We start from the raw sequence: 17,684 nt of genomic DNA, 5'->3' as shown, positions 1-17,684 counted from the left end.
GGATGATAGACATGACTAATCAAAATACGGCAAAACAAATGGTATCAAAAGTAGAGGGCAGCACACTCGTGCTGGAGCGTGTATTCAATGCGCCTCGCGAGCTCGTATTCAAGGCTTTCTCGGAGGCGGAGCATTTAAAGCACTGGTGGGGGCCTAAAGGCTGGACGCTTCCCGTTTGCAACGTCGATTTCCGTCCGGGCGGCACATGGCATTATTGCATGAAGTGCGAGGATAAGAACCAGGGCGATTTCTATGGCATGGAGTCATGGGGCAAGGCGCTCTATCGCGAGATCACGGTGCCGGAGCAGATTGTCTATACGGATTGGTTCTCGGATGCGGAAGGCAATATTGCGGAAAATATGCCGGAAACGCTGGTTACGCTGGATTTCGTCGAGCAGGATGGCAAGACGAAGCTCGTGAACACCGCGCAGTATGCCACGGCAGAAGCACTGCAAACGGTGCTGGATATGGGCATGCTTCAAGGCATGTCGGAAACGTTGGATAACCTGGATACTCATCTGGAAAATGTGCAGAAGAGCAGCTAATGAAGGCTTAAATGCCCGGAAGCGGGAGATAGGCCGAAGGCAGGCTATCACGGAATAAGAAAAGCGGAGCATTCCTTAACGGGAAGCTCCGCTTTTGTTTAGGTTTCTATAATTGAAGCCGTGCAGGGATAAAAAATCGGAACTTGTTATTGCGAGGCTTCCGCAATGTAGCCGTATGCCCAATGATGTATTAAAGTGTTAGACTGTGGCTTCATTAGCTTCAACAACTTCGATCTCCGCAATAGCCTTCCAATTAATGGGTAACTGTCATGCCCTAAACAGAGAATTCTAAAGGAGGGTGTGGATGTTGGGAGATATCATTAAAACTGCGGGGATATTTATTACAATTCCAGAGGAATTAAGAAATGGAGCAAGTGGACGACAACACCATGGAGGTTTGCAATAAGGTTTGATACGTTTTGATCTAGTCGACTTAAAAAGTTTACTGCTGCCGAGGGATTATCAATCATGATGTATTCTACAATATTCGATAAATCCTGCTCTGCAGAGGGCAGGATATATCGGATAGCTTTTCTCCATTTACTCGGCTCCTCAGTTTACTCATTAGATCTGTGTGGCTGATTTTTTTAGTGGCGGGATCATTACTCTCTTTTTCTGCTACGGCCAATTTTTGGTACAATTCAATGATTGCCTGTTGTCTTTCATAAAGTGCATGACTCATTACGACTAAATCGTCTTGACCATTTTTTGTGATGAATACGGGTTCGCCTTCATTGTGGCAAGTATCAGCGATTAAATTGAAATTGTTACGAAGATCTGAAACGGGTCGAATAATCGGCATGTAATTCACCCCAACGCATACGGTCAAATGGCATCTATCGGAAGCCAAAGTCGGTGCAAGAAATCGCGCAGGATGTGGGCGTGTCGCCGATATATTTGGAGGAGGAGGTTCGGTATCTCGCATCAATTATACCAAGTGTGCGCATCCGAAATTGCCGACATGCAATTCGAGTCGCTCATGGATGTCCGCGAACAGATCGATGCTGCGGGACTGTATTACCCGGATAACGATTATAATTTCCTGTTATGGACACTTCTACCGAAATGGGTTGAAGAGCAGGCCTGGCGCAGCCAGCCATTCACCTATAAGTTTGATAAGGTTGCGCCTGCTCGCATAGATGGTGGGAAATATATCGCTTATGCGCAATTGGAGCGCAGCATTCCGCTCGAGTTAAGCTTTAACCCAAACCATTACTCCATCTGCGGGGCGATGATTCGGATGTGAACGAGTCGAACCAAGAGAAGTATGTTTTCCTGCTGGAGAAAGGCTATATTCGCAGGACGGACGGAGGCTATCTCTTTAACGCGGTATGGCTAGACTCATCGGATACACTTCGCAAATTAAACAACGCAATGCCGGATTTATCGAAGCTTTACGCTCCTGCCATAGCTAAGCTGTACGAAGGGATGCTGCAATTGTCGATGCAAAATCAACCGAAGCAAACGATAACAACATGGATGGGGCCGGTCAAGTAATGGAATAAAACTTAGTGTTAAGGCTGTCGGAGGAGATTCCCCGGCAGCCTGTTCCTTATAATCAGCATACGGTAGATTGGAGTGATTGGAGTTCTGATCCTTCGAACGAAATAGCTACCGGAGACGAGTAAGTGCCGAAAGGTGTATAACAGTATGTAAAATTTGAATACATCACTATGTAGACCGTATGCCTTGGGCGATGTATTTGTTATGCTCCGAATCAACACGGAGTCAACATCCAGATTAAAAAAACGCTTACAAAAAGCTCTGAACCGAGCGTTTGCTCTTATATCCACCAATAACACCGTACAGCTTTGAGTTCATCGCGCTTGGTGTTTGTTGTCCAGCACCCTATATATGAAATGTTTACCAACCACTTGCAGGAATAAATTGGTTGGTGTCGAATATTACTTTGTATTACATTAGACATTATTCGACAAAGGGGTTGGCTTGGATTGAAAAGCAATAAAGGGGTTTTCCTCCTGTTGCTTGCCTTGCTGTTATTTTCATCTGCGAATATAACAGTATTTGCTGCAAGCGGAAGCCAGAGCGGCGTATATTTAGAACAAGCGGAGTCGCTTAAGAAGTTAGGCTTGTTCCAAGGGGGAGCAAACGGTTTCGAATTGAACAGAAAACCTACGCGGGCTGAAGGTGCAGTCATGCTTGTGCGTATGCTGGGCAAAGAAGAGGAAGCAAAGCAAGGGAAATATTCGATTCCATTTAACGACGTGCCTTCATGGGCTGTCCCAGCTGTTGCCTACCTTTATAATCAGCAGCTCGCAAGCGGTATTTCTGCAAATAAGTATGGTTCAACGCAGCACTTGACTGCGGCCCAATATGCAACAATGCTTCTAAGGGCTCTTGGATATAGTGACCAAGCGGGCGACTTCCAATGGAATCTTGCTATCGATAAAATATTGTCCTTGGGCATGGTGACAGGCGATCAAGCCAAGGAACTTAAAAATAATTCATTTTTGAGAGATCATATCGTGATTCTTTCCTTTCAATCTTTGCTGCAGAATAAGAAAGGCGATGAACACACGCTTGCTGAGTTTCTTGTAGGGGAAGGTGTCTTTACCCATGAGGCCGCCCAATCTGCCGGGGCAATTCTGTCGCCTCCCGTATGGCTGCATGATCCAAGAGGTGTGCGTATACTGCGTCCAAGATACGGATCAATGGATATCTTCATTCGAGCAAAGGAGCTGGAAAAACCGCTGAATAAAGCTGCTTCATTTGCAATAAAATCCTTTGATCAGCTCGATGAATATAAAAAAACGGTCTCACAAATTGAAAACAATTCAATTGATTATTCCACGTTCTTAGCAGAAAACGAGCTGAAGACGAAAGATACGACTACAACGAAGTTTTATTCCCATCCTCTAATTAAAGGGGCATGGAGTCGCTCGAGCACAGATCCGCAGGTCATGTTCTCCTACGTGCTTGTTTTTTACGATCAGATCAAACGGCCAATTGCCTATATACATGAAGAGCTGCCGGAATTTGAAGATAAAGTAACGAAAAGCTCGGAAACGGTAAAAGTTACGGAGCAACTAAGAATTACTTCCGGCATTTCGATTAAAATTAAGAGTATAAGTGAAGGCGAGAACGGTGCATTAAAGAACGATCCAATTACAAATTTATTGATGACAGTAGATCCCAAAGCGTTGCCCGCATTCCAGACAGCCGACAGAAGTTATGGCATGTATTATATGGAAAAGATTTATGGTGCAAGCCCGACTAATCTGGTGGAAAACGGTGTTCCTAAGCATCTGCTCACGCCCAGAGGTCATTTTGGAAATAGCCCATTCGGAGGACAAGGATCATTCAAATACATCGCGGTTATTATCTTCGACGAGGATTCAAATATCGTAGCCTTTTATGAGACGACAACACAATAAGAATCTCTACACGAGAAACGAGCCAAGGAAGCTATTCCAGAGGCTCGTTCTTGTATGATATTGCTTCAGTATACGGAAATATATTTAAGAAGGTTATTGCCATCGTTGTAGCGTTTAACCAAAAGAAATAGACCGGCCTTGCTAGGTAAACGGTTTATACTTTCGGATCATAGTTATTTGCTGTCATAGTTGGATTCTCTTCTAATCTTAGTGGTTACTTTTTGTATAGTATCTATATTCAATATAATAAAGTGATAATTATTTCACTACTTTAAAGTTGCATCAAACTTATCTAGAATAGAGAAGCGAGCTTAGAAAGCGTTTTAGCAGCTTATTGTCATCTAATTCAAGAGGAGATGAGTAGAGATGCAATACCGTAAGTTGGGAAAAAGCGGATTGAAGGTTAGTGAGGTTAGTCTAGGAAGCTGGTTGACATATGGCGGATATGTAGAACGTGAAAATGCTGTGAAAGCGATTCAAGCGGCGTATGAGCTGGGCATTAATTTTTTTGATACGGCGAATGTGTACGAAAAGGGTGAAGCGGAGAAGCTGCTGGGAGAAACGCTGCGGGCCTTCCCGCGGGAATCCTATGTGCTCGCGACCAAGGTATTCGGCCAGATGGGCGACGGACCCAATGACCGGGGATTATCCCGCAAGCACATTATGGAGCAATGCCATGCCAGCCTAGCAAGGCTGGGAGCCGATTATGTGGATCTGTATTACTGCCACCGTCATGATCCTAATACGCCGATGGAAGAGACGCTGCGGGCATTGGATGATCTGGTGCGCCAAGGGAAAGTGCTGTACGTCGGCGTAAGCGAATGGACGGCATCGCAGATGGCGGAAGCGCATGCCATAGCGGACCGCTATCTGCTGGATCGTATCGTGGTTAATCAACCGATTTATAATATGTTCAACCGTTATATCGAGAAAGAAGTGATTCCTTACGGAGAGCGGAACGGCATCGGACAAGTTGTGTTCTCGCCGCTTGCCCAGGGCCTGCTGACAGGCAAGTACAGCTCCGCAGGCGATTTCCCAGCTGACAGCCGGGCAGCGAAGCTGGAAGGTATGCGTAAGGGAGTGACTGAAGAGAAAATTAATAAAGTGCTTGAGCTGAGCAGTGTAGCGGCCGAACTCGAACTCTCGGTTGGACAGTTAGCGCTGGCTTGGATTTTGCGGCAGCCGAATGTATCCAGCGCCTTGATCGGCGCGAGCCGTCCGGAGCAAGTCGAGGAGAATGCCAAGGCATCCGGTATTGAGCTGAGCGTAGACATCGCGGAACGTATTGAACAGATATTGGGCTAACAAAAAGAAGGAGTGACAGCTCGTGCCTAAGGTAGTGATAACAGGCGGCAGCGGCATGCTGGGCAAATGGGTGGTCAAGCATTTTGCCGAGCAAGGCTATGAAGTCGTCAATGCGGACGTCAAACATCCGGCTGAGGCGTTATGCCGTACCGTGATCGTGGATTTAACCAATCTTGGCGAGGTCTACGGCGTATTGGCCGGAGCGGATGCCGTCGTACACTTGGCGGCTATACCCGTTGCCTACTCGCATCCGAATGAAGTAACGTTCAACAATAATGTCATGTCTACTTACAATGTATTGGAGGCAGCGGCGGGGCTTGGCATCCGCAAGGCGGTCATCGCCTCCAGTGAATCCTCCTATGGCATTGTGTTTGCCGGCGAGCGATTTGGGCCCGCTTATGTTCCTATGGATGAAGCCCATCCGCAGCTTCCGCAGGACAGCTACGGATTATCAAAAATCGTAAATGAACAAACCGCGGATATGTTTCACAGACGAACGGGCATGCAGGTGGTTTCGTTCCGGCTAGGCAATGTCATAACGCCTGAGGCCTATGAACGGTTTCCGTCATTCATCCATGACCCTGAGCAGCGCGACCGCATTCTGTGGAGCTATATTGACACTAGAGATGCGGCGGAAGCTATCCAGCTGGCGATTGAGGCAGAGGGGCTGGGCAGCGTCGCGCTTAATCTGGCGGCGGATGATACCAGCATGGCTGTCCCAAGCAGAACCTTAATGGCTGCGCGCTTTCCGGAGGTAGACGATTTCCGTAAACCGCTTGAAGGCTATGAAGCTTTGCTATGCAGTGAGAAGGCTAAGAAGCTGCTGAAATGGCAGCCTAAGCATGCTTGGCGGGATTATGTTGAGAGCTTGTAAGAAGTACGCATACGTAATGTTGATGTAGTTTGTATGTATGCCTAATTATATGACGCGACTGAAGCCGTTCAGGGTTAACGCCTTGGGCGGCTTCAGTCGTATGAGTAGGGCCATCGCAGACACGGACGAGAAAGCGCTTAGCCGGATACAGCAGGCAGAAATGACGTTTTATTTTGGAGGGATTAGACTTGCATTTGTTTCGACTGAAAGTAAATGATGCCGGCATGAACCGTATGCCGACGTTTCTGGAGGACAACTATGTATGCTTCGGGCTGCCCGGAATTGGTGACTTAAATCAATTAAGCAAGACGGAGCTGCGGGATAAATTAGCCGAGGCGAACCATCTGGAAGAGCAGGAGCTTGAACGTGGCTTAGAGGAGCATAGCGTCTTCGCGCACGCAATGCAGGACGGCGATTACTTAATCGTTGATGCTGGTGAACGTATACATCTGGGTGATCTCGGCGACTATTATTACATTGATTTATTCGACAACGCTGAGGATAACAGCGGTCACAGGCGCGGCGTGACGTGGCTTAACAGCCTGCAGAGAGAAGACCTGCATCCGGAGCTGCTAGCTTTCCTCAGCGAGGAAGGGGGAATCGGGAAGTTCGGACGCCCCGTGACCCAAGAGCAGGTGGAGAGCATGTTATCAAAGCCCAAGGCAACAGGACCTGGGCTGATTGATGAAGCGATGATTCAGGAAGCTATCGACATCTTGAAGACAGCTATGCGAAGTGAAGATGCGGATCGCAGAGAGCGGGCCGCAATTGCGATTTTGCAGGCCGCACGGATCTAAAGCCAGGCGAGGTCTTCCCGTTTTTGACTAGAACCTGACCTGGCTCTTCAGTCAGCTGGATACAGCTTTGAAATATTGATAAATCTTTTGCAGCTTCTCTGTTTGCCTTCCTTTGGGGCTCTCCATCGAGCCAAACTCGAAAAATTTGACCTTTTTAATGCCCGCGTAGTTGAACAGCGCTTTTCTCATCAGCGTCTTGCGGGCGTTGTTCAGCCAGAAAAGAGGATAAAGCGCAGGTCCCTAGCGGTGCTGACGCTAAGCGAAGGTCGAATTCAATAGTTTAAGGGAATGGATGATTTATATGGATGCTAACGTAATGAGTGCCTTGGCCGAGCCTAACCGCCTGCATATCGTTGAACTTTTGCGCGTAAGTCCCCTCACGGTAGGGGAAATCGCCGAACGGCTCCGGCTTCGTCAGACTAAGCTCATCAACCGCGCGCAATATGTTTCGGAAGAGGCGCTGCAAACGGTGCTGGATATGGGTATGCTTCAAGGCACGTCGGAGACGTTCGATAACCTGGATGCTCATTTGCAGCAATTGCAGAAGAGCAGCTAATGAAGGCATAAGCGGGCGGGAGGCGGGAGTGAAGCCGAAGGCGGGCTTTCCCGGACATAGGAGAGAGAGGAGCATCCCTTGATGGGGAATGCTCCTCTTTTTGTTTCGGTATCAGGGTGATGAGCGGCAGCGAGCCGGGCGGTCTTGCCTTAATGTCCATACGCTTCCATTTCCGCCTCCTTCTGCTCTGCGTCTTCACAGGATTTCTTTTCTCAGCGATTATTGTGTATAGTAATTTCTACAGAAACATAGGCAGGGGGAAAGCAAGTGAACTTATGGGGACGTATAAATACGCTCCGCAACCAGATTTTTCTCGGTTTCATGTTTGTTATGGTGCTTGTCCTGGCCGCGGTCGGATTGTTTAATTATGAACAGGTTTCGGTTCTGCTGCGAAGCAATGCGGAGAAGCATATTCAGCAGACAGCCGTGCAAGCAACGGGCAAGCTGGACGTGCTGCTGCGGCAAATTGATACCTTCACGGCGCAGGTAGCGACGAACGCGAATATTCAGCGGCTGCTTATGCAAGAGGCCGATGGAAGACCGATTAACTTCGAGGAACGGCAGCTCCTTCAACAGGAAGTTCGCAAGCACGAGGCGTATACGACGGGTATCCGCTCTATTGAGCTGTATACGACCGAGTACCGGAGACTTTTGCCGCTCGCGGATGACACTTTGGAAAGTCGGGTACCGGACGAGTGGATCAGCCGCGTAGACGAGGGAAAAGGCCGGCTCATATGGCTGGGGCTTGATCCCCGGTATCCGGATGTCGTGATTGCAATCCGCCATGTCCGTCTGATCGACCGCTCGTTTTCGCATGCGGGGTATGTCATGGTGCAGATAGACAAAAGCTATTTTGAGCTGATGAATGCGGAATCGGCTGCAGACAATGACAGAGCGGCACGGGAATATATGGGCTTGGTCGATGAATCGGGCCAAATCATTTCTTCGGACTTTCCATCAGACATCGAAGCAGCGGCACTAATAAGCCGCCAAGAAACGATATCTTTAGATGGAAAGAAATATTTTGCAGTCCAGAAACAATCGGATACGACGGGCTGGAAAATCATTATTTTGACGCCGGTTGATTACGCGACAGAGGGGATCGCCGTGCTCCGAACGGCGATTATTGTCTCGGTGATGGTAGGAGGCCTGCTGTTTCTTATTTTAACCTTTATTTTATCGGTCATGATCACGCGTCCCATCCTGAACTTGATCAAGGCGATGCGCAATGCCCGGTTTGGAACACTGAAGCCGATACCGGTGACCTCCGCGACCATGGAAATTAACGAGCTTAATCATACCTATAATCAAATGGTCGTCTCGCTAAATGAGCTGATCGAGGTCGTGTACCAGAAGGAAATCATTCAGAGCCGAACCGAGCTCAAGGCACTGCAGGCGCAGATCAACCCTCATTTTTTGTTTAACACGCTGGAAGCATTTTATTGGGCGCTCGATGAGAAGGGGGAAGAAGAGCTGTCCGAAATCGTAGTCGCAATGTCAGGATTATTCCGCTATGTGATCAGCAGGGCGGACGAGGACGAATGGGTAACGGTCGGGGATGAGCTGGAACATGCCGAAAGATATTTGAAAATTATGGATATGAGGATGCTGGACAGGCTCTCCTGGCGGATCGAAGCGGACGACGCCAGCCGCTGCGTACCGATTCCAAAGCTGTTGATCCAGCCGCTCGTGGAGAATGCCATCCTTCATGGCGTGGAGCAGCGAGTCGGGCAGGGCACAGTCGTCCTGCGGGCAGAGCCTTCCGGCCGGAAGGGCTATACGCGGATTGTGGTGACGGACGATGGCCCGGGCATGAACGAAGATAAGATCCGCGAGTTATATGCCGCTATGGAAAGCGGCCAGAATGATTCGGCCAAAGGCAATGGGATTGGACTCGCCAACGTGGAAAGAAGACTAAGGCTATATTATGAAGCGGGCACTAACGGGCTGAATATCCGAAGCGAAGAAGCCAAAGGGACAACCATCGCATTCGAGATACCCGGCGAACAGGGGAGGGACTAGAAACGTGAAAACCATTTTGATCGTGGACGATGAACCGAGAACGAGGGAAGGCGTCCGCAAGACGCTGGAAGCTTGGTCTGCCGGCCGCTTCCGGATCGTCACGGCGTCAAATGGCGTAGAAGCATTGGATTGGCTGATGAAGCATGATGCCAACCTGCTTGTGACGGATATCAGGATGCCGGAGATCGGCGGACTTGATTTAGTGGAGAGGGTGAACGGCATGACGCATCCGCCGGTCGTCATTATCATTTCCGGGCATCCTGAATTTGACTATGCGCAGAGGGCGCTGCAGTTCGGAGTCGTTGAATATTTATTGAAGCCCCTGGATAAAACTAAGCTGGTTAAAGCAGTCGAGCTGGCTCTCAAACGGGAGGATGAGATACACCGGATTGAACGCATGGAGAAGCTGATGGATCCGAAGCTCATGGAAACCGTGCAGGAGGACAAAGTGTATTCCACTCAAGTAAAGGAAGCGATTCACTATTTGGACGACCATCTTCAGGAGCCGATATCGATGCGCGATATCGCGGACCACCTGCATATGAACGCGAGCTATTTCAGCGTGCTGTTCAAGGAACAGACGGGGTTAACCTTTACCGATTATTTGACCAGACGGAGGGTGCAGCGGGCGAAGGAGCTGTTATCGAATACGAGGAAGCCTATTGCCGAAATAGCCGAACAGGTCGGCTACCAGACGGACAAATATTTCGTGAAGGTATTCCGTTCGCTTGAGGGAGTCAGTCCGGGACAATACAGAAAGAGCGTAGTCCATTCGGAAGAAACAATCCAATAAAAGTAGAACTTTTCCCAATCCATATCCCCTTACGGTGTTGCCCGCACGTTGCTACAATGGAGCAGAGCAATGGGAAATCATTTTCATCATCAGAAAAGGGGTTGTAAACGTGTTCAACAAAAAATGGACGATGCTGTTACTGACGTTATGTCTTACTTTGATTGCGGCCGGCTGCGGTCAAAATGGAAACAACGGCGAAACTGCTGCTAACAGTGGTACAAATGAAAGCGGCTCCAGCAAAGTGACGATTAACTTCATGCACTTGTGGCCGGAAGGCGTATCCGCCGGTCAGAACAAAATCGTTAATCAAATCATTAAGGACTTCCAGACAGAGAATCCGAATATCTCGATCAAGCAAGAGGTTCTGGACAATGAACAATATAAAAACAAATTGAAAGTGCTTTCGGCTTCCAACCAGCTTCCGGACGTGGGCGTCACGTGGGCAGCCGGATTCATGCAGCCGTATGTAGAGGGCAAGCTGTTCACGCCGGTTGACGATGTACTGAGCGGCGAGCTGAACGGTAAGTTCGTATCGGGGACGACGGAGGCTTACGCCATCGACGGCAAGACGTACGCGCTTCCGCTGGAGTTCAACATCGCGCCGGTATACTACAACAAAGCGCTCTTCGAAAAAAATAATCTCGAGGTGCCGCAAACGTACGAGCAATTTAAAACCGTTGTGAAAACGTTGTCTGAAAACGGTATCGCGCCAATCGCGCTCGGCAATAAAGACCGCTGGACCGGTTCGCTGTGGTATATGTATCTGGCTGACCGTCTCGCGGGCCAAGAGACATTGGCAAGCGCGATCAGCGGCTCCGCATCGTTCATGGACGAAGGGCTTATGAAGGCAGCCGCAGAGGTTCAAACGCTTGTTGACGGCAACGCGTTCGTTAAAGGCTTCAACGGCCTGTCAAACGAAGAAGCGAAGTCGGAGTTCCTGAACGGCAAAGCCGCTATGTACATGATGGGCACATGGGAGCTTCCGAACTTCACGACGAATGAGGATATTCCGCAAGAGTTCCGTGATAGTGTAGGCTTCTTCAAATTCCCGACGGTAGACGGAGGGAAAGGTGATATCAACAGCTGGGTAGGCGGACCGGGCGTCGGCTTGTTCGTCTCGGAAAGCTCTGAGGTCAAGGAAGAAGCAAAAGCGTTCGTCGAATATTTCATCGTGAAATGGGGCGAGCAATCCGTAACGGGTGCCGGCGTCATTCCGGCAACAAAGGTAGATACGGCCGCTTTGGAGCTGCCTCAGCTGTACATCGATCTGTTTAACGAAATGAACCAAGCGAGCAGTATCACGTTGTTTGCAGATGTTCAAATGCAGGCGAGTGCGGCAGAGACTCATCTTAACCAGATCCAAGCGCTGTTCGGCAAGGCTTCAACGCCGGAGAAATTCTCGCAGGAGCATGACGCGGCCATATCCAAAGGCAACTAACGGCTTGAATGCAGCTAAGATGGACGAGGGCATATCCGGCAGATGATGCCGGATATGCCTTTCCTCCACCGACTATGAAAGAGAGGAGCCGCCCAAGTGGATAAAGTAATGTCGAATAAAAAAGTAATCGCGCTGTATGTGCTGCCAGCCCTGCTTCTGATTCTGGCCGTCGTCTACATTCCGATCGTTTTAACCGGCTACTACGGGTTGAATGAATGGAATGGCATCGGAGCCATGACCTTTATCGGGCTGGACAATTACCAAGCTCTCATCAAGGACGAAACGTTCTGGGGCAGTGCCTGGCACTCATTATTGTTAGCTTTATTCTCGGGCGTCAGCCTTATTTTGTATTTGATGGTCGCAATGGTGCTGGCCTCCCGGATCAAGGCTGCGAACCTGTTTCGCAAAATTTATCTCATTCCCATGCTGCTGTCATCGGTTGCGATCGCGCAGCTATGGCTTAAAATCTATCATCCTACTAACGGTATTTTGAATAGCTTATTGGAATCCTTTGGCGTTGCTAATCCTCCCGCCTGGCTCGCAGAACCGTCTCTTGTCCTGTTTGCCCTGTTCATTCCGATTTTGTGGCAGTATGCGGGCTTCTATATCTTGATTTATTACGCGGCTCTAAAGAATATCCCGGCCTCGCTCGAGGAAGCGGCGAAGATCGACGGCGCCAATGCGCTGCAGATCGCCTGGAAGATCAAGCTTCCGCTGGCGATGGAAGTGATCAAGGTAACGGTTGTGCTGGCCGTGGTCGGATCCTTGAAATATTTTGATCTGATCTATGTCATGACAAACGGAGGGCCGAATGGAGCCAGTGAGGTCATGGCGTCTTATATGTATAGTGAAGCATTCAAATCCTATGATTTCGGCTATGGCAGCGCGATCGGATTTTTCCTCCTTGTCATCTGTCTCATCGCTACCTGGATCATACGCAAATTGACCGTTACGAAAGATACGATCCAATACTCGTAAGGAGGGACGCTTCATGATGTCCGAAACCGCAGGGCAGCTGCAGGGGGGAATGAAGGGCTCTGGAGGGGGGATGGCAGGAAAGCTCGGATACGTTTTGTTGTATACCGTGTTGATTGCCGTTGCCGTCCTGCAATTATTTCCGCTTGTTTGGCTGCTGTTCTTCTCTTTAAAAAACAATCAGGAAGTGTTTAATCTTCCGCCTCTATCGTTGCCGATGAATCCGCACTGGGAAAATTACGGGAAGGTATGGAGCGCAGGAAACATCGATGTTTATTTCATCAACAGCGTATGGATTACCGTTGCGGCTACGGCGCTCACGGTCGTTCTTGGCAGCTTGGTTACCTTCGCCGTTACGCGAATGAAGTGGAAGGGGAGCTCCATCGTGCTCGGGCTGTTCATGGTGGCGATGATGATTCCCGTCCATTCCACGCTCATTCCGCTGTTCAGTCTATTTAATAACGCCGGCTTAATCGATCATCCTTTGTCACTGATTTTAACCTATGTCGCATTTAACATGCCGATCACGATTATGATTCTGCTTGGATTCTATTACGCGCTGCCGCGGGAGGTCGAGGAAGCCGCCATCATTGACGGCTGTTCCGTTAACCGCATGTTCTTCCGCATCGTGTTCCCGATGACGAGCTCCGTTCTCGCGACGACGGCCATCATTAACATGATTTATAATTGGAACGAGTTTATATTCGTCAACACGTTTATTAGCTCCGACGCTTATAAGACGCTGACAGTCGGCGTGCAAAACTTCATCGGGCAATACACGACCGATTGGGGCGCGATCGGGGCAACGCTGATGATCAGCATCCTGCCAATACTAATTACGTTTCTGTTTCTGAGCGACCGGATCGTCGAAGGCATCGCGGCGGGCTCGGTCAAAGGTTAATCATGCACAAAAAAAAGGCCTGAATTTCTCCCGCCGGGAAGAAGTTCAGGCCTTTTTGAAATATAAGAATTTATAAGTTTTACCCTTATAAGCTGCTTATATTTCTCCGCGAAACGAGCTTTTGCCGCCAAAGGACGGCGTCAGCCGTTTACGCTTGAAATATAGGAAAGTATATCATTTCGCCATACTTTCTCTATATTTCTCCGGAATGAAACGAGCTGCGCCGCCAAAGGACAGCGACAGCCGTTTCACCTTGCATATAGTCAGTTTGGAGTGCTTATTGGTCAAGTTTATCTATAGCGATAAAGGGCGGGCGTCTGACCGGATTCTCATGGTAAAATTAGGTCACTATAGCTTCAGGCGGAGGTGTATTCATGACTCATTTTATTGAGATCAGACAAATGACGGGTGAAGATGTGGAAACGGTGTATCGTGTTTTCGCTGAACATAAGATCAATAAGCCCAAAGAGTATGTCATGAGTTGTTGGGAAGAGAACGTCACAGGCGAAAGAATAACGTTATTGGCATTTTATCAGGGTGGATTCGCTGGAAGTCTCCATTTGCTTTCCGCATCGGATTATCCTTACTTCTATCAGAACGGCATACCGGAAATTAACGATTTTAACGTGATCCCGCCGCTCCGCAAGCTGGGTATCGGAAATGCTCTAATGGACGCCGTGGAGCAGCTGGCATTCGAAAAATACGGAATCGTCGGAATTGGCGTGGGGCTTTATGACAGCTACGGGAGCGCGCAGCGTTTATACGCCAAGAGAGGCTATATACCGGACGGCCGGGGCGTCATGTACAGGCTGGAGCCGGTCATCCCCGGCTCCGAGGTTCCGGCGGATGATGATTTAAACTTATTTTTTACTAAAGTTCAAGGCGGTTGGGCCAAGCGTTTCGAACACCGCGCTGGTTGTCCATGATTTGCTGACCCGGGTCGGCCTTCCTTATATTATTATCATTCCTTTACACGGGCAAAATGGCTCAAGGAGCCGCAACGCCGCACGATCAAGAACGAACGGTCAGAGGAGGGCATTCATCCAGCGGCACCTCAGCCGGTCTATACGCGGCGGTCTTTTATTCGGGGTGCGATTGGAGCGGGCCTCGCCATTACATTGGGTCCGTCCTTTATCAAATGGGCAGGTAATTCGATTGGCAGCATCGACGGCAGCCAAACGATCGACAGGCTCATTGAGAACAATGCGAATACGCTCGTTGCCGATCCGGTGCCGCTGCCGGCATCTGCGCCGCCTATAGGCGGGGGAGCGCAGGGACAATTCCGGGTATATACGGTTACGCCGATCCCGAGCTTTTCGAATGCGAATTGGTCGTTCAAGATCGATGGCCTGGTGGACAATTCGTTTAACTGGGATTGGGAGCAGTTTGTTGAGCTAAAGCGGACCGAGCAGGTGAGCGATTTCCACTGTGTAACGGGCTGGTCCGTCTATAAGAATACGTGGGAGGGCATACCGCTTAAGGAGCTATTGAAGCAGGCAGGCGTGAAGGCGAATGCGAAAACGGTAAAATTTTATTCCGGCGATGGCGTATATACCTTACCTTAACGCTGGAACAGGCTGACATGGATGACGTTATGGTTGCGGTTATGCATGACGGCAAGCCGATTCCGAGCGATCTCGGCGGTCCGGTCCGGCTCGTCGTGCCGATGATGTACGCATACAAATCCGTCAAATGGCTGAACCGTATCGAACTCATTGAGGGCGAGCATGTCGGTTACTGGGAAGAGTGCGGATACTCGAATGACGCGTGGGTTTAACTTCCGCTGCTGTGGGAGATGGAATTATAAATTAGATTGAGGAGCTGAAGGAAATGACTTATTTTAAAAAATCGGAATGGTTGGCAGAGCGGTTGGGTCAGGCTGGGCTTGTTATTGTGGATACGCGTTATGCGTTGAACGATTCGGAGGCGGGAATCAGAGCTTATGCGGAGGCGCATATTCCAGGCGCTTATTACTTGAAGCTCAGCCATGATCTGTCGGGACCGAAGCGCCCCGGCGGAGAAGGCGGGCGTCATCCTCTGCCGGAGCCCGCGGCGCTTGCGGAAGTATTAGGACGTATTGGCATCGGCAGAAGCACGACGGTTATTTCGTATGACGACCAGGGCGGCGCAATGGCTTCCCGTCTGCGCTGGCTGCTGCAGTGGATCGGCCACGATGGCGATGTCTTCTTGCTTGAAGGCGGCTTCGCGGCTTGGCAGGCAGCAGGCCATCCGGTCAGCAGCGAAACGCCAGCGGTGGTGGAGGGAATTACATACGAGCCGGTCGTTCAGAACGGGCTTCTCATCAGCCAAGCCGAGGTCCGCGCCAAAATCGGGCAAGCCGGCACGGTTATCATCGACTCGCGCGAAGCCCCGCGTTATCGCGGTGAGGTTGAGCCGCTCGATCCGGCGGCAGGCCACATTCCAGGCGCGATCAATCGCTTCTGGAATGAAGGCAAACGTGCCGACGGCACGTGGAAGTCGCCCGAGGAGCAGGCTGAGCGCTTCGCCGGGCTTTCGAAGGACGATGAAATCATCGTCTACTGCGGGTCGGGTGTTACGGCTACGCCGAATGTTTTTGCGTTGCAGGACGCGGGCTTCCGTAATGTGAAGCTTTATGCGGGGAGTTGGAGTGATTGGAGTTCTGATGTGGAAAATCCGGTAGCGGTGGGGGATGAGGAAAAAGCTTAGAACGGCATAGTAGTATGCAATTCGAGTGTACAGCGCCATATAAGGCGAATATCTTGGGCAATGTGCTCTGAGGGGCTTCAAGTCAACACGGAATAAACACTCGCACTCTGAAAGTACTTTCATGAAGCCCCGAGCCGAGCGCATGTATGTGTTTCTCCTGATGTATTTATAATCCGCGCTTGTCGCTTCTTCAACCTTCCATGTACCAAAGAAGGCCGGCAGCCCTCCTCTTTCGAGTGGCTAACCGGCCCTTACTGTTTTAAATTTAAAGTAACGTAAAGGTAAATAAGTCAACAACTCGATTTTATGAAATGAGCGATCAACACAAGATCAACATAGTATTTTATCTCGTACCTGTAATCATATCCGAAATTTCAGATGAGATTTCTTCTACCGTATGTGATGCCGTACTTCTTGCTAATTTATCTGCTAGAGAGGGGCTGAACTCAATTACCTCTTTTTTAGTTATATTGTGCCAGATAGGAAGAACTACTTGCTCACCGGTGACAGCTCTTGTTATGATGCCATCCAACTCATAGTTGGTCCATCCTTTACCTAGAAACGAGGGGGATAAAACTACAATTCCGAATTTACTTTTCGCAAGTCCCCGATCAATCTTTCGTCTAAGGCTATCACCTATTCGTAATTCGAATTCATCGTACCAAACCCTCAATCCATGACTTTGTAGTGCTAGTGCAAGAGGACGAACAACTTGGTCTTTATCTTCTGATGCATGAGAAATAAACACATCAAACTCTCGAAGGTCCTCTTCACTGTTAGGTATAAAAGGGTTACTGTCAGAGTTTCCTTGTACTAATGAGGGAACTGAGGATAAAGGCCTTTCTTTTATTTCAGGCAACACTCCGGGAAGAACTCTAATTGAAGATTTCACTGATCCCTGATATCCACCTAAATCAACAGTCACATGCCAATTTCCTGATCTAGGAATGGCCAGACGAACGGGGGACTTAGTGGCATGGCCGCCCATATATCTATGTTTTCGTCCAGCTTTATAGGCACTAAAGTTAAGGCTATCCATCAGTTTTACATTTGCAGAACTCCCAGATAGTGAAACTTCAACAACTTCACCTGCTTTACGAGATCCTAGACCATAGTGTCGAAAATTCATGAAGTAACTACCCCCAATTGCTAAATGATAGAACTATTCTACCATAATTAGATTATATTAACAAACCAATATGAGTCTTACGTTCTATCCATTTGTGATTGTTTTAGTAGAGAAATAAGTCCATCCGCTGCTTTATAATCTACCCCATACGTATGCGAGTAGCGATCCAAAGCCCCTATTTAGACTTGGACAGAACACCCCTTACTTAGATACAATGAAATCAAGCGGAGGGGAACACAATATGACGAAGAAACAGTACGACTTAA

At 49.1% G+C, this 17,684-nt stretch carries 19 protein-coding genes and 1 pseudogene; 17 read left to right on the top strand and 3 right to left on the bottom strand.

Annotated features, from left to right (window positions below; genetic code table 11):
* The first annotated feature begins 11 nt into the window (after positions 1 to 11).
* On the top strand, positions 12 to 545 hold the full coding sequence (locus L1N85_RS10335; protein WP_235237485.1) for an SRPBCC domain-containing protein: 534 nt from the start codon (positions 12 to 14) through the stop codon (positions 543 to 545).
* Between the two features lie 478 nt (positions 546 to 1,023).
* Here the strand turns inward: L1N85_RS10335 and L1N85_RS10330 are convergent, their stop codons facing one another.
* Positions 1,024 to 1,347 carry a type II toxin-antitoxin system Phd/YefM family antitoxin gene (locus L1N85_RS10330; protein WP_235237484.1) on the bottom strand — a complete coding sequence of 108 codons (324 nt, stop codon included), beginning with the start codon at positions 1,345 to 1,347 and terminating at the stop codon, positions 1,024 to 1,026.
* Between the two features lie 72 nt (positions 1,348 to 1,419).
* Between L1N85_RS10330 and L1N85_RS10325 the strand changes: the two genes are divergently transcribed.
* The 6 genes from L1N85_RS10325 (at position 1,420) to L1N85_RS10300 (ending at position 6,916) form a co-directional block, all read left to right on the top strand.
* Complete coding sequence (locus L1N85_RS10325; RefSeq protein WP_235237483.1) at positions 1,420 to 1,791, top strand: hypothetical protein; 372 nt, start codon at positions 1,420 to 1,422, stop codon at positions 1,789 to 1,791.
* Positions 1,788 to 2,042: a hypothetical protein gene (locus L1N85_RS10320; RefSeq protein ID WP_235237482.1), complete on the top strand. Its 255-nt coding sequence runs from the start codon at positions 1,788 to 1,790 to the stop codon at positions 2,040 to 2,042. The genes L1N85_RS10325 and L1N85_RS10320 overlap by 4 nt, the downstream gene beginning before the upstream one ends.
* A gap of 455 nt (positions 2,043 to 2,497) precedes the next feature.
* Positions 2,498 to 3,940, top strand: coding sequence for a hypothetical protein (locus L1N85_RS10315; RefSeq protein ID WP_235237481.1), 1,443 nt, complete (start codon positions 2,498 to 2,500; stop codon positions 3,938 to 3,940).
* Between the two features lie 366 nt (positions 3,941 to 4,306).
* Positions 4,307 to 5,245, top strand: a complete 939-nt coding sequence (locus L1N85_RS10310; RefSeq protein WP_235237480.1) for an aldo/keto reductase family protein — start codon at positions 4,307 to 4,309, stop codon at positions 5,243 to 5,245.
* A gap of 22 nt (positions 5,246 to 5,267) precedes the next feature.
* The gene (locus L1N85_RS10305) at positions 5,268 to 6,119 is read left to right on the top strand and encodes an NAD-dependent epimerase/dehydratase family protein (protein ID WP_235237479.1); all 852 of its coding nucleotides are present in this window, start codon (positions 5,268 to 5,270) and stop codon (positions 6,117 to 6,119) included.
* 188 nt (positions 6,120 to 6,307) lie between these two features.
* On the top strand, positions 6,308 to 6,916 hold the full coding sequence (locus L1N85_RS10300) for a hypothetical protein (protein WP_235237478.1): 609 nt from the start codon (positions 6,308 to 6,310) through the stop codon (positions 6,914 to 6,916).
* Positions 6,917 to 6,967: 51 nt separating this feature from the next.
* Here L1N85_RS10300 and L1N85_RS10295 read toward each other — a convergent pair.
* Positions 6,968 to 7,156: pseudogene (locus L1N85_RS10295) on the bottom strand (NAD(P)H-dependent oxidoreductase); the annotation flags it as partial.
* 61 nt (positions 7,157 to 7,217) lie between these two features.
* On the opposite strand from L1N85_RS10295, the gene L1N85_RS10290 reads away from it, so the two are divergent.
* The 10 genes from L1N85_RS10290 (at position 7,218) to L1N85_RS10250 (ending at position 16,289) form a co-directional block, all read left to right on the top strand.
* On the top strand, positions 7,218 to 7,472 hold the full coding sequence (locus L1N85_RS10290; protein WP_235237477.1) for an ArsR family transcriptional regulator: 255 nt from the start codon (positions 7,218 to 7,220) through the stop codon (positions 7,470 to 7,472).
* Between the two features lie 267 nt (positions 7,473 to 7,739).
* Positions 7,740 to 9,494, top strand: coding sequence for a sensor histidine kinase (locus L1N85_RS10285; protein ID WP_235237476.1), 1,755 nt, complete (start codon positions 7,740 to 7,742; stop codon positions 9,492 to 9,494).
* 4 nt (positions 9,495 to 9,498) lie between these two features.
* Entirely contained in the window at positions 9,499 to 10,287 is a 789-nt protein-coding gene (locus tag L1N85_RS10280) for a response regulator transcription factor (RefSeq protein ID WP_235237475.1), read from the top strand.
* Positions 10,288 to 10,396: 109 nt separating this feature from the next.
* A complete protein-coding gene (locus L1N85_RS10275) occupies positions 10,397 to 11,725 on the top strand; it encodes an extracellular solute-binding protein (RefSeq protein ID WP_235237474.1) in 1,329 nt (442 codons plus the stop codon).
* Positions 11,726 to 11,821: 96 nt separating this feature from the next.
* On the top strand, positions 11,822 to 12,703 hold the full coding sequence (locus L1N85_RS10270) for a carbohydrate ABC transporter permease (RefSeq protein ID WP_235237473.1): 882 nt from the start codon (positions 11,822 to 11,824) through the stop codon (positions 12,701 to 12,703).
* A 13-nt stretch (positions 12,704 to 12,716) separates the two neighbouring features.
* On the top strand, positions 12,717 to 13,601 hold the full coding sequence (locus L1N85_RS10265; protein WP_235237472.1) for a carbohydrate ABC transporter permease: 885 nt from the start codon (positions 12,717 to 12,719) through the stop codon (positions 13,599 to 13,601).
* Between the two features lie 374 nt (positions 13,602 to 13,975).
* Entirely contained in the window at positions 13,976 to 14,527 is a 552-nt protein-coding gene (locus tag L1N85_RS10260; protein ID WP_235237471.1) for a GNAT family N-acetyltransferase, read from the top strand.
* A 192-nt stretch (positions 14,528 to 14,719) separates the two neighbouring features.
* Positions 14,720 to 15,166, top strand: a complete 447-nt coding sequence (locus L1N85_RS27125) for a molybdopterin-dependent oxidoreductase (protein ID WP_328285196.1) — start codon at positions 14,720 to 14,722, stop codon at positions 15,164 to 15,166.
* A gap of 17 nt (positions 15,167 to 15,183) precedes the next feature.
* Positions 15,184 to 15,378 (top strand): molybdopterin-dependent oxidoreductase, encoded by a 195-nt coding sequence (locus tag L1N85_RS27565; RefSeq protein ID WP_328285195.1) that lies wholly within the window; start codon positions 15,184 to 15,186, stop codon positions 15,376 to 15,378.
* A gap of 53 nt (positions 15,379 to 15,431) precedes the next feature.
* Positions 15,432 to 16,289, top strand: coding sequence for a sulfurtransferase (locus L1N85_RS10250; RefSeq protein ID WP_235237470.1), 858 nt, complete (start codon positions 15,432 to 15,434; stop codon positions 16,287 to 16,289).
* Positions 16,290 to 16,632: 343 nt separating this feature from the next.
* Here the strand turns inward: L1N85_RS10250 and L1N85_RS10245 are convergent, their stop codons facing one another.
* A complete protein-coding gene (locus tag L1N85_RS10245; protein WP_235237469.1) occupies positions 16,633 to 17,418 on the bottom strand; it encodes a DUF1883 domain-containing protein in 786 nt (261 codons plus the stop codon).
* Positions 17,419 to 17,684: the final 266 nt, after the last annotated feature.

This window comes from Paenibacillus alkaliterrae, from assembly GCF_021532375.1.
Classification (GTDB): domain Bacteria; phylum Bacillota; class Bacilli; order Paenibacillales; family Paenibacillaceae; genus Pristimantibacillus; species Pristimantibacillus alkaliterrae.
The sequence above is the reverse complement of the archived record's forward strand: the minus strand, read 5'-3'. Positions and strand labels throughout refer to the sequence as shown.